A 13,386-nucleotide genomic window follows, 5' to 3' on the forward strand; every position below is an offset into this window, starting at 1 on the left:
CGAAGGACGTGTTAAGCTGCGATAAGCTTCGGGGAGGTGCACAAGACCCTTAATCCGAAGATTTCCGAATGGGGCAACCCACTAGATTGAAGATCTAGTATTCTATTTAAATAGAAGGCAAACCTGCTGAACTGAAACATCTAAGTAAGCAGAGGAAGAGAAAACAAAAGTGATTCCGTAAGTAGTGGCGAGCGAACGCGGATTAGCCCAAACCAGTGTTGTTGCGGCAAGACTGGGGTTGTAGGACTTCGATATCGATGATATAAATGAACGAGAACTGTCTGGGAAGGCGGGCCGTAGAAGGTGAGAGCCCTGTATTGGTAAGTTTATGTTATTGTAGGAGTATCCTGAGTAGGGGGGGACTGGAGAAATCCCCTTTGAATCTGCCGGCACCATCCGGTAAGGCTAAATACTACCAAGAGACCGATAGTGAACGAGTACTGTGAAGGAAAGGTGAAAAGTACCCTGAGTAAGGGGGTGAAAAGACCCTGAAACCATACGCTTACAAGCGGTCGGAGCCCTTTCGTGGGGTGACGGCGTGCCTTTTGCATAATGAGCCTACGAGTTACTTTCACTGGCGAGGTTAATCACATAGATGTGAGCAGCCGGAGCGAAAGCGAGTCTGAATAGGGCGCTTAGTCAGTGGGAGTAGACGCGAAACTTTGTGATCTACCCATGAGCAGGTTGAAGCTCCGGTAAAACGGAGTGGAGGACCGAACCAGTTTACGTTGAAAAGTATTTGGATGACTTGTGGGTAGGGGTGAAAGGCCAATCAAACTGAGAAATAGCTCGTACTCCCCGAAATGTTTTTAGGAACAGCCTCGGGGTCAAGTTTTAAGCAGGTAAAGCTACCGATAGGACTAGGGGGAGTCAAATCCTACCAAATCCTGACGAACTCTGAATGGCTTAAAATATACCCGGGAGTGAGGGTTGGGGTGCTAAGGTCCCAATCCGAGAGGGAAAGAACCCAGACCAACAGCTAAGGTCCCAAAATCTTTACTAAGTTGAACTAAGGAAGTCTGATTGCAGTGACAGCCAGGATGTTAGCTTGGAAGCAGCTATTCATTTAAAGAGTGCGTAACAGCTCACTGGTCGAGCGAGGCGGGCATCGATAATAAACGGGCATCAAGTAAAGTACCGAAGCTTTGGATTATATTTATATACTGGTAGGGGAGCATTCTGATTGCGGCGAAGGTTGAGCGACAAGCTTGGCTGGAGCGATCAGAAAAGCAAATGTAGGCATGAGTAACGATAATGAGGGCGAGAAACCCTCACGCCGAAAGACTAAGGTTTCCTCAGCTATGCTAATCAACTGAGGGTTAGTCGGGGGCTAAGGGTCTAGCGAGAGCGACAACCTAATGCACAACAGGTTAATATTCCTGTACTTACTTATTGGGCAAATAGATGACGGAGAGAATGGGTTACCAGATACTGACGGAATAGTGTCTTTGAGAGGCGGCAGCAATGCCAAAACGAGTGTAGCGAGTGATCTTCCAAGAAAAGTCTAGGCGTGTATAACTAATAAGTAACCCGTACCGTAAACCGACACAGGTGGTCGAGAAGAATATTCTAAGGCGCTCGAGTGAATCACGGCTAAGGAACTCGGCAAATTAACCCTGTAACTTCGGGATAAAGGGAGCCTCGAGTAATCGAGGCCGCAGAGAAATGGCCCAGGCGACTGTTTAACAAAAACACATGGCTTTGCAAAATCGAAAGATGACGTATAAGGCCTGACACCTGCCCGGTGCTGGAAGGTTAAGGGGGGATGTTAGCTGCAAGGCGAAGCATTGAACTGAAGCCCCAGTAAACGGCGGCCGTAACTATAACGGTCCTAAGGTAGCGAAATTCCTTGTCGGGTAAGTTCCGACCTGCACGAATGGTGTAACGATCTGGGCACTGTCTCAGCCGTGAGCTCGGTGAAATTGTAGTAACGGTGAAGATGCCGTTTACCCGCAACGGGACGGAAAGACCCCATGAACCTTTACTATAGCTTAGCATTGAGTTTTGGTACTGGATGTGTAGGATAGGTGGGAGGCTGTGAGCCGGTGTCGCTAGGCATCGGGGAGCCAACGTTGAAATACCACCCTTCTTGTACTGGAATTCTAATCCCTGAATGGGAGACATTGCTTGGTGGGTAGTTTGACTGGGGTGGTCGCCTCCAAAAGAGTAACGGAGGCTTTCAAAGGTTCCCTCAGCACGCTTGGTAACCGTGCGTAGAGTGCAATAGCAAAAGGGAGCTTGACTGTGAGACCGACAAGTCGATCAGGTACGAAAGTAGGATATAGTGATCCGGTGGTTTAGTATGGAACAGCCATCGCTCAAAGGATAAAAGGTACTCTGGGGATAACAGGCTGATCTCCCCCAAGAGCTCACATCGACGGGGAGGTTTGGCACCTCGATGTCGGCTCGTCACATCCTGGGGCTGGAGAAGGTCCCAAGGGTTCGGCTGTTCGCCGATTAAAGTGGCACGCGAGCTGGGTTCAGAACGTCGTGAGACAGTTCGGTCCCTATCTGTTGTGGGCGTAGGAATATTGACAGGTTCTGACTTTAGTACGAGAGGACCGAGTTGGACTGACCGCTGGTATATCAGTTGTTCTGCCAAGGGCATAGCTGAGTAGCCACGTCGGGACCAGATAAGCGCTGAAAGCATCTAAGTGCGAAACTGACCTGAAGATGAGTATTCCATGAAGGGTCCGTGTAGACGACACGGTCGATAGGCTACAGATGTAAAGGCAGTAATGTCAAAGTCGAGTAGTACTAATTACCCGAAAGCTTACTTTTATAAAAAAATGCAACGACTGTTTATTTTATCTCACAATATGGAAAAAGGCTAAGCCTTGCAAGATTTATGGAGCCGATAGGACGGGTGTTCACCTCTTCCCATCTCGAACAGAGAAGTTAAGCCCCGCACCGCTGATGATACTGGGATCAAACCCGGGAAAGTAAGTAAGCTCCAAGTTATTATTATCAAGCCCGCTAGGTTCTAGTGGGCTTTTTTTATGTCAGACAGGAATGAAGAATGAAGAATGTAGAATGAAGAATGTAGAATAATAGTGATTAGTGGTTTGTGATTAGTGTTTAGATGTCGTGCTGTTCGATATGTTCCGCAGGGGCAGGTCAAATAGCCAGTTTAAATAAGAATAATTCAATTAAAGTATTTACCACCAATTATCATGAATATTTCCCTTGTAAAGCAATCTGTTGTCTAGATTTAATAATTTCTTACCTTTTAATCAATTCAAATCAAGGCTATTTTTATTTATTTAATACATTTGTTGTATGAAGTTTCTTCGGCTTTTTCTTATTTTTCTTATTTGGCCTGCTTCAGTCAAAGCAAATCAATATGCCTATTTCCTGAATAATGTAGACCATAAGGTGTATCGAGTTGATTTGATTAGAAAGGAAATTGCTCGGCTGGATTCTACTTCTAATTGGGTTTTTTATCATAGCTTAAAGTCGGATTCTACTTATCAAGCAGATATTATGAAAACAGGCGAATTGGCTGTTATTCAAAAGAAGAATACCAATCGTTTACATATATTTCAAGAATGTACGAATCAAGTTTATGTTGTTGATTTAACTGATTTTCAAATAAAACGACAAGATGATACCTATTACCGTGGTGATAATTGTAAGGCTTATCGTTTTTTTAGAGGGGATGTAATTTATTCAATTGGTGGGTATGGTTTTTGGAGAACCAATAATCATTTGATTTTTTTTGATAAACAAACCAAAGAATGGGAAGCGGTTAATTCCAATGGCCAATCGCCTAAAGGAATGTACCATGGCTTTGTATCATATCTTCCTGAAAAAGATGAGATTATTTCTTTTTCCAATTACTCAACCGATGTAAGTAAGGAATATGGTAGTTTGAATTTGGATCAAAGCATTTACCAATTTTCCTTTTTTACTAAAACCTGGAAGAAATTGGGAGAAATCACTCATCCAAAATTCAAGCAAATTTTGGATGAATTTAGTTACGAAGATCGCCAACATTTATTCTATACCGGTAAATATTTTGTTTTTGAACCATCTACCAACAAAAATGGTATACACCAATATTATTTTGTTAACCCAAGAACCCTTGAAATTTTTGAATACAATGATCTTGAACTTAAATATGCTCGAATAGCTTTAGGTGCTTCTCAGCCCCAAAACCCAAGTATGTTTACGAATGGACCTTGGTTGTTAACCGTTCTACAAAACGCTAATCCAAAGTCTAATGATAGTTTTATTTTATTGAATTTTGATGATATAGCTAAAAATGCAACTTTCATTGGTTTATTGACCGACTTACCTTGGTATCAAACGGATTGGTTTTATGGCATTGTCCTAGTAATACTAGCATTGGTCCTTATTTATGTATTAAAAAGATTGGTCCCTAAACGGAGCAATAAGGAAATAAATTTATCTATCATGCAAGAAGTGAAGTTGGATATGGACCCCACTTCTTTACGTCTTCTTCAATCTATTTTGGATAATCAAAGTCAAGGGGGTTTAGCCATAGAAGAGGTTAACCGTATTTTAGAAATTGAAAACTTGGCTTTCGATACGCAAAGGTATCGTCGAAGTGCTATGATTAATCAAGTCAACCAAACGCTTACTTTGTTAACTGGCGAGAGGAACAGTATTATTCGGGAGAATTCAGAAGAGGATAGAAGACAAAAGCGGTATAAGATAAATCCAAATTGCTTCGAACTCCTGCGCAAGAAGGTATCTTTTTAAGGTTGATTGCACAAATTGCATATTCCTTGAATCAATAAATTGCTCTCTTTTTTGGTAAAATTTGCTGGTAGTTTTATACTAGGAATATGAACTAATTCTAAACAGGTAGTTTGACCACATTGGTCACATTTGAAATGTACATGATCATGTTGATGTGCATGTCCTCCTTGATGACAAAGCTCCTTACAGAGCGCATATTTGATACCTCCAATATCATCTAATACCTTATGGATTAGGCCTTGGCTCAAGAAAGTCTTTAGCGTACGATACACAGTTACGCGATCAAATTGGCTGCTCAATTCTTGTTCAATATCTCCCTGACTTAATGCATAATCATGTGATTGCAATAAGCCTAAGACCTCAATTCTACAAGGTGTAGGACGTAAATCAAAATCAGATAAACTAAGTGCTTTATGCTCCATTTAATTAGACATGATCAGACTGCAATTTGACCATTTTTTGATAAATTCCATCCTTCAAGTTCATCAATTCCTCATGATTTCCTGTCTCCACAATTTGTCCCTCCTGCATCACAATGATTTTATCAGCCGAGCGTATGGTAGACAAGCGATGGGCAATGATTAAACTTGTACGGTTTTTCATTAATTCTTCCAAAGCAGATTGTACCCATTTTTCTGATTCTGAATCTAAAGCACTAGTAGCCTCATCCAAAAGAAGAAATTTAGGATTTTTCAAAATGGCTCGAGCAATGGCTATGCGTTGCCTTTGTCCTCCAGATAACTTAACTCCTCTTTCTCCAACCAAGGTATCCCATTTTTCAGGAAAGGATTCAATGAATTGTTTCGCAAAGGCTAATTCTGCCGCTTTTTCAATTTCTTCTTTACTAGCACCCGGCTTACCATAAGCGATGTTTTCTCGAATACTTCCCCCAAATAATAAAACCTCTTGCGGAACCAGGGCGACTAATTTTCGCCAATCACTTACATTAAAGCCTTGAATATCTTGTCCATTCAATAGAATATTACCTGAATTTGGTTCGTAAAAGCGCATGAACAATTGAGCCAAAGTTGATTTTCCCGTACCTGAGCTACCCACAATGGCTACTTTTTCACCTGGTTGAATGGTGAAATTGATTCCCTTTAAAATTGGGACATTCGGTCTACCAGGATAGGTAAAATGCAAATCATTAACCTCAATCTTTCCAAAAGGAATTTCTTCGATAGATTCTTTTTCTATATTTATTTCCGAATGGTCGTCCAGAATTTCTAAGATCCTTTCTGATGCTCCAATGGTTTTTTGAAGCTGAGCATAAATATCCCCAAGGCCACCCACAGATCCGCCGATGAAGGCCGTATAAAAAATAAAAGTCAATAATTCCGCCAAGATTAAATCTCCAGATGAAACTAATTGGGCTCCATACCAAACAACTCCAACGATTCCTCCAAACAGGGCAAAAATGATAAAGCTAACAAATCCCCCACGGAAGGTTGCTGCTTTTAAAGCCTGATCTACTACCAAATTTAAGGATTGTGTGTAACGATTAACTTCCCATTTTTCATTTGTGAAAGATTTGACAGCTTGAATGGATTGGAAAGTTTCCTCTACAATGATGTTAGTGGAAGCTAATTCGTCTTGAGATTTTTTTGAAACTTTACGTATATACCTTCCAAATACTAAGGCCGCAATGACTAAAACAGGAAATGTGGCCAACATGAATAAGGTTAGTTTCCAAGAGATGTAGGTAATCAAGGCGATACCCCCGACCAAGGTGAATATTTGCCTAAAAAACTCAGCTAAGGTTATTGATAGTACGTCTTGAAGCTGTGTGATATCAGAGGTAATTCGACTCATCATTTCCCCCACGCGGCGCTTTTCAAATTGAAAAATTGGGAGTGTGATGATTTTCGTGTAAAGATGTTGCCTTACATCCCTCATGGCCTTTTCAGAAACTTGAGCAAAGGTATAAATTCTGAAAAAGGATAAAACCGCCTGAATGACTAGGATGGAAAAGAAGAAAATGGTGACTTGATTGATAGAAAATTGTGATTTCCCTTCCATCACTTTAGTCATCTCACCAATTAATAGTGGGAAACTTAAGGTAGTTAAGTTAGAAAAAAACAAAAAGAACATTCCTGTTATGAATGTCCATTTATAGGGTAAAATAAATTTATAAATGCGAAGTGCTTTGCGAATTCCTTCTTTATTGACTTTTCTGGCATCTTTAGGATCTGCTCCTGCTCCAAATTTCTCGTGTCTCTTTGCCATATGTTTATTCTTTCGCTTTGCCTCTATATCCTGAGGCTTGGAATAATTGATTGGCATCAGGTTTTGCCATTACTGTTGCCAAACTTTCTTGTGGATGATTTGTTTGATAAGCATCAATGATTTTCCAACCAAGCCAACGACCAATGGAACCTGGACATGCCGGACCAATTTCTACGGTTTTAGGTCTTTCCCCCAAATACTTGGCTTTGGTAAATTCATCTTGCTTGTACAACAAGGATTGATCGATAAAATGTTCCCAAATTTCTTGTTGGAACATGTCAGATTCTGTTAATTCTTTCTGGGTATATCCAAACAATAAACTATCAGCCAAGGCTGGAGCCATTTTTTTAGCAAAAGCATAACTTTTACCATACCAGATCATATCACTTAACATGGTGGCATTTTCAGCCATGTGCTTATTGAAATAGGCAGAATACAATAATAATATTTGCCCCACAAGTGCCCTGGGTTCCAGTCGCCTTAACTGATAATCATATACATTTTGAGGTAAGTACAAGCCTTTTTTACCCATGAAATAATCCAAGCCAATGATAATTAAGCTATCACTCACGACTAAATGCTCTGACTTGAAATTTCCAATAGCGCCAAATCCTGTAAATACGGTTCTGATTTTAGGGATTTTTGCTTGAGGAAATTCATTTTTTATTTCCTGAAAGGCAGACTGTAATTCCTTTTCCAGAACCTGAGCTCCAAAAAATGCCTCTTGTTGACTTTGATCATAAAACTTGCGCAAGGCAGGATTTTGGAAGAGGGAATAGAAGTTTTTAGCTATTTCCAAAGAACGATTTGTTCCAACGGAAAAGTAAGCTTGTAACACTTCAGGGTGTTTTTGAAGGATGCTGTCTATTTCTTGAGCATTCTCGCTATTCGCTATGGCTCGATCTAGTCGTTGAATATCCAAGCGGATAACTGTAGTCTTGGGCTTACTTTCTTTTCTTTCCTCCGTTTTGGTACAGGATCCAAAAAAAAGGGGAAGAAGTAATATGCCGAAAAGTCCTACATAGCAGCTGGTGATTTTCATTTAGCTTAAACGGGCTATTAATTCTTTCAATGATTTGATTTTATTTTCAGCGTCAGAAAGCTTCTGTCTTTCTCGTTCTACCAAATCAGCTTTTGCATGTTGAACGAATTTTTCATTGGCTAATTTTGCCTCTACTGATTTTTTGAAGCCTTCTAAGTAAATCAACTCTTTTTCTGATTCTTCTTTTAATACCGCAGGGTCTTCATCGTTGGCTAGAGGAACAAAAAACTGATCAGATTTGACCACAAATGTTTGTGCCTCTGCCATAGATTCCTGAATGAATGAAACCGATTCCAAATTAGCCAACTTAATCAAGATAGGATTAATGGCATCATAGGCGCTCGCTTGGTCTGATTTGATGCATAAACTAAGTGCCATTTTAGGCGAAATTTGCTTAGTATTTCTAATCTCTCGGATTTTAGTGACAATCTCAAACATGGCATCAAATTGAGCAATGATTGACGTTTGAACTGTTTTTGCTTGCGGAAATTCAGCTTTACAAATACTGGCTCCTTTTTTTCTATCCTCCATATTTTGCCATATTTCTTCTGTAATAAACGGCATATAAGGATGTAATAAACGCATCAATTGATCAAACAAGCCCAAGGCAGTATTTAATGTTTCTGAAGCGATAGGGCTTTGATAAGGAGGCTTAATTATCTCCAAATATTTAGCGCAATAATCATCCCACACTAAATTGTAAATGCTTAATAAAGCATCTGAAATACGGAATTTTTGAAAATGATCCTGTACATCCAAGATCGTTTGAGATAATTTGGACTCAAACCATTCGCTTGCTAAAACATGTTCAGGTAATGATTGACCTTCTTTTACTTCCAAGCCTTTTAATAAGCGGAAGGCATTCCAAATTTTATTAGAGAAATTTCTGCCTTGCTCACATAATTTATCATCAAACAATAAATCGTTTCCAGCAGGGGCAGAGAATAGTAAACCCGAGCGAACTCCATCTGCTCCAAATTTCTCAATCAATTCCAAAGGATCCGGAGAATTGCCCAAAGACTTAGACATTTTTCTGCCTTGTTTATCTCGAACAATACCCGTCAAATAAACATTTCTAAAAGGCAATTCGCCCCTCCATTCATATCCTGCCATGATCATTCGTGCAACCCAGAAGAATAAAATATCGGGTCCAGTTACTAAATCGTTGGTCGGGTAGTAATAGTTAATTTCTTCATTATCCGGATTTTCAATGCCGTCAAAAACAGAAATTGGCCATAGCCAAGAAGAGAACCAAGTATCCAATACATCGGGGTCTTGTGTTAAATCATCTTCCACCAAGGCAAATAATTGGTATTTATCTCGGGCAATGCGCAAAGCTTCTTTTTTATCCTTTGCCACAATCAAGGTGCCATCTTGAAGGTAAAAAGCAGGGATTTGTTGGCCCCACCATAATTGTCGAGATATACACCAATCATGTACATTTTCCATCCAAGAACGGTAGGTATTTTTGAATTTGGCTGGATGCAATTGGATATTGTCATTCATGACATTTTCCAAAGCAGGCTTGGCCATCTCCTCCATTTTTAAAAACCATTGTAAAGAAAGCTTCGGTTCGATCACCGCACCTGTACGTTCTGAAGTACCAATGGTAGATTTATATTCCTCAGTTTGAATCAAATACCCTTCCTCTGTTAATTGTTTTACTATACGTTTTCTGGCTTCAAAACGATCGTCGCCCACAAATAACACAGCTTTTTCATTCAAGGCACCATTGTCATCAATGATATCAATCACGGGTAATTTATGCTTAATCCCCAATTCATAATCATTCAAATCATGAGCAGGTGTAACTTTTAAGCAACCCGTTCCAAAGTCAGTACTAACATATTCATCAGGAATAATACTGATTTCACGATTAATTAAAGGAATGAAAACCTTTTTACCATGTAGGGATAAATAACGTTCATCGCTCGGATTTACACAGATAGCGGCATCTGCCATGATGGTTTCTGGACGGGTCGTAGCAATGGTCACGTGCCCAGAACCATCTACCAAGGGATATTGGATATGGTATAATTTAGCTTGAACATCCTTGTAAATAACTTCTTCGTCAGAAAGAGCTGTTTTTCCTTGCGGGTCCCAATTGACCATTCTAACGCCCCGGTAAATCAAACCTTTGTTATATAATCGAACAAAGGTATCAATTACCGCTTCATATAATTTAGGTTCCATGGTGAACCGAGTACGGTCCCAATCACAGGAAGCACCTAATTTTTTTAACTGATCTAAGATAATTCCACCATATTTATCCTTCCATTCAAAGGCATATTTTAGGAATTCTTCGCGACTAATATCCTTTTTCTCAATTCCTTTTTCTTTGAGCATGGCCACCACTTTGGCCTCTGTCGCAATGGAAGCATGGTCAGTACCTGGAACCCAGCAAGCCTCTTTCCCTTCCATCCTAGCCTTACGAATCAAAACATCTTGAATGGTATTATTCAACATATGGCCCATGTGCAAAACTCCCGTTACGTTGGGAGGGGGGATGACAATGGTATATGCCTCTTTATTTGGGTCAGGTTTGGAAGCGAATAATTTATTCTCTAACCAAAAGGCATACCATTTTTGCTCTATTTCTTGCGGGGCGTAATTTTTGTCAATCATAAAGGAAAGTTCTTGCCGTATTCTAGCTACGGTTTCATTATAGCCTACAAAGATAATTGATTTAGCTCAAAGAGGAAGGTGGAATTTTAAAACAATTCGATGTAATTTCGGTTGAAAATGAAAACAGAAATCATGGAAATATTACTTTGGCTAGGGACTTTTTTATTGATGGAGGGAATGGCCTGGTTTACCCATAAATACATCATGCACGGAATCATGTGGAATTGGCACCAATCGCACCATGTCCACCATAAAAATGTATTGGAAAAAAACGATTTGTTTTCGGTGGTATTTGGGACCTTATCCACCTTGACCATCATCATTGGTGCTGAAATAGAAGCTTTCAGGCCCTTATTGTGGATAGGTTTAGGAATTGCGACTTATGGTTTATGCTATTTTGTATTTCATGATATCATCGTACATCGACGAATCAAAGTCAAATTTAAGACCAAAAATACCTACCTAAAACGCTTGATTAAAGCCCATTATGTGCACCATGAGGTGCATGAAAAAGAGGGCGCAGAAGCTTTTGGTTTTTTGTACGCCCCCAAAAAATATGAGTAGGTTTATTTAACGAAACCTACTCCGACCGTTGAGTTAGAAAATTCATCTATTAAAATAAATGCTCCATTGGATGGATTTTGGGCATAAACATCGGCCATAATTGGCTGCGCGGTACGCAATTGTATGCCGCCAATTTCATTTAGTTTTAATGAATCTACATTTTGGCTAGACGTTTGTGCTACCACGTCCAATCTTTCTGTAATTTGTGAAATTTTGGCTTTGGTAAGATTTACCCCATGCTGTAAAAGGTAGGTTTTACCAGGACTCAAGGCTTGGTGGTCTAACCAACAAATATGGGCTGCAAAATCTTTCAACTGTGGAGCTTGGGCATCAGAAGCTAAAACCAAAGAATTTCCACGGGAAATATCGACGTCAGTAGTCAAGGTAATAACCACAGAATCTCCAGCGACCGCATGGTCTAATGGCTCTCCAAATTTTTCAATGGAAGCGATGGTACTTTCTTGACCGGTAGGTAATGCTCTAATGACATCACCTACTCGGAAAGTACCAGAGCTTATTTTGCCAGCATATCCGCGGTAATCATGATATTCTTCTGTTTTTGGGCGAATCACCCATTGAACAGGAAAACGAGCAGGAGCATGTGCCAGACTTTCGGCAAATTCAAATGCCTCTAATTCTCCTAACAAAGTATTTCCTTGATACCATGGCATTTTATCGGCTGCTTGAGTGATATTTTGACCAAATAAAGAGGATATTGGTAAAAAGCTTACGGCTTGTCCCTCAAAGGTAGTTTGAGCCACTAGGGAGGTGAGACTAGCTTTAATGGCCTCAAATTTGGCTTGGTCATATTGAACCAAATCCATTTTATTGACACAAATAATCACCTTTGGAATTCGTAATAAAGCAGCAATGGATAAGTGACGAGCCGTTTGTTCTACAAGACCTTGGCGAGCATCTACCAATATTAGTGATACTTTGGCATTAGAAGCCCCAGTAACCATGTTGCGTGTGTATTCTACGTGGCCAGGTGTATCCGCAATGATGTATTTACGAGTTGGCGTAGAGAAATAGATGTGGGCTACATCAATGGTAATACCTTGTTCTCTTTCCGCAATTAATCCATCTGTTAATAAAGAAAGGTCCAAAAAATCCAAACCTTTTCTTTTAGAAGCACTTTCTAAGGCTTCAATTTTATCTTTAGTAATTGAATTGGTTTCATACAATAAACGACCAATCAATGTGCTTTTTCCGTCATCTACAGAGCCTGCAGTAGCTATGCGTAAAATATCCATATTCCTTTCTCTCTCCTGTTAAAAATATCCCTGTTGCTTTCTTTTTTCCATGGCGGCTTCGGAGCGTTTATCGTCGATACGAGCACCGCGTTCTGAGATTTCGGCAGACAAAATCTCTTCGATGATGACATCTATTTCAACCGCATCTGATTCAACAGCCGCGGTGCAAGTCATATCTCCTACCGTTCTAAAACGAACAGTAGCTTCAAAAGGAATTTCATCGGCTTCTTTATTCAAGTATTCCGAGTCGGCCCAAAGCATACCATCCCGTTCAATGACCTGTCTTTGATGCGAGAAGTAAATACTTGGGATTTCCATTTTTTCTTCCTTAATGTAATTCCAAACATCCAATTCTGTCCAGTTGGAGATAGGAAAAACACGAACATTTTCACCTACGGCAATGCGTCCGTTAAGCATATCAAATAATTCGGGTCTTTGTCTTTTGGCATCCCACTGTCCGAAATCATCCCGAACGGAGAAAATGCGTTCTTTTGCCCTAGCTTTTTCTTCGTCTCTTCTCGCTCCTCCAATACAAGCATCAAATTTAAATTCTTCGATGGTATCCAATAAAGTGACCGTTTGAAGTACATTGCGAGAGGCATATTTACCTGTTTCTTCCTTAGCTTTTCCTTGATTAATGGAATCTTGTACATAACGGACTATGAGTTCAGCCCCCGTTTCTTTAGCTAGCCAATCTCTAAATTCTATGGTTTCGGGAAAGTTATGTCCCGTATCAATGTGTACTAAAGGGAAGGGTATTTTTCCTGGGAAAAAGGCCTTTTGGGCTAATCTAACTAGCGTGATAGAATCTTTACCTCCAGAAAATAGCAAAGCAGGGCGCTCAAATTGAGCAGCTACCTCTCTCATGATATAAATAGACTCATCCTCCAATTTTCTTGGAAACTGCCCTATTTTGTCTTTAATGGTTGAATTTGTCATAAAATGCGTCTT

At 40.0% G+C, this 13,386-nt stretch carries 8 protein-coding genes and 2 rRNA genes; 4 read left to right on the forward strand and 6 right to left on the reverse strand.

From position 1 onward, the window contains the following. The 3 genes from ACST15_RS03365 (at position 1) to ACST15_RS03375 (ending at position 4,725) form a co-directional block, all read left to right on the forward strand. A 23S ribosomal RNA gene (locus ACST15_RS03365) occupies positions 1-2,782 on the forward strand. 65 nt (positions 2,783-2,847) lie between these two features. Beyond that, positions 2,848-2,959, forward strand: a 5S ribosomal RNA gene (gene rrf, locus ACST15_RS03370). A 320-nt stretch (positions 2,960-3,279) separates the two neighbouring features. Then, positions 3,280-4,725: a Kelch repeat-containing protein gene (locus tag ACST15_RS03375; RefSeq protein ID WP_459453238.1), complete on the forward strand. Its 1,446-nt coding sequence runs from the start codon at positions 3,280-3,282 to the stop codon at positions 4,723-4,725. Here ACST15_RS03375 and ACST15_RS03380 read toward each other — a convergent pair. The 4 genes from ACST15_RS03380 to ACST15_RS03395 are packed head-to-tail and all read right to left on the reverse strand — an operon-like array spanning position 4,722 to position 10,618. Then, positions 4,722-5,147 carry a Fur family transcriptional regulator gene (locus ACST15_RS03380; protein WP_459453239.1) on the reverse strand — a complete coding sequence of 142 codons (426 nt, stop codon included), beginning with the start codon at positions 5,145-5,147 and terminating at the stop codon, positions 4,722-4,724. The two genes, ACST15_RS03375 and ACST15_RS03380, sit on opposite strands and share 4 nt — an antisense overlap. 4 nt (positions 5,148-5,151) lie before the next feature. Continuing rightward, positions 5,152-6,951 carry an ABC transporter ATP-binding protein gene (locus ACST15_RS03385; protein WP_459453240.1) on the reverse strand — a complete coding sequence of 600 codons (1,800 nt, stop codon included), beginning with the start codon at positions 6,949-6,951 and terminating at the stop codon, positions 5,152-5,154. A 4-nt stretch (positions 6,952-6,955) separates the two neighbouring features. After that, the gene (locus ACST15_RS03390) at positions 6,956-7,993 is read right to left on the reverse strand and encodes a gliding motility protein GldB-related protein (protein ID WP_459453241.1); all 1,038 of its coding nucleotides are present in this window, start codon (positions 7,991-7,993) and stop codon (positions 6,956-6,958) included. Then, complete coding sequence (locus ACST15_RS03395) at positions 7,994-10,618, reverse strand: valine--tRNA ligase (protein ID WP_459453242.1); 2,625 nt, start codon at positions 10,616-10,618, stop codon at positions 7,994-7,996. It abuts the gene before it with no gap. 117 nt (positions 10,619-10,735) lie between these two features. Here ACST15_RS03395 and ACST15_RS03400 point away from each other — a divergent pair, with 117 nt between their 5' ends. After that, a complete protein-coding gene (locus ACST15_RS03400) occupies positions 10,736-11,182 on the forward strand; it encodes a sterol desaturase family protein (RefSeq protein ID WP_459453243.1) in 447 nt (148 codons plus the stop codon). Positions 11,183-11,184: 2 nt separating this feature from the next. On the opposite strand, the gene ACST15_RS03405 is transcribed toward ACST15_RS03400, so the two are convergent. Both ACST15_RS03405 and cysD read right to left on the reverse strand, forming a co-directional pair. Next, positions 11,185-12,435 (reverse strand): sulfate adenylyltransferase subunit 1, encoded by a 1,251-nt coding sequence (locus ACST15_RS03405; protein ID WP_459453244.1) that lies wholly within the window; start codon positions 12,433-12,435, stop codon positions 11,185-11,187. 18 nt (positions 12,436-12,453) lie between these two features. Continuing rightward, positions 12,454-13,374, reverse strand: a complete 921-nt coding sequence (gene cysD, locus ACST15_RS03410; RefSeq protein ID WP_459453245.1) for a sulfate adenylyltransferase subunit CysD — start codon at positions 13,372-13,374, stop codon at positions 12,454-12,456. Positions 13,375-13,386 lie beyond the last annotated feature (12 nt).

The organism is Aquirufa sp. Wall-65K1 (assembly GCF_054558475.1).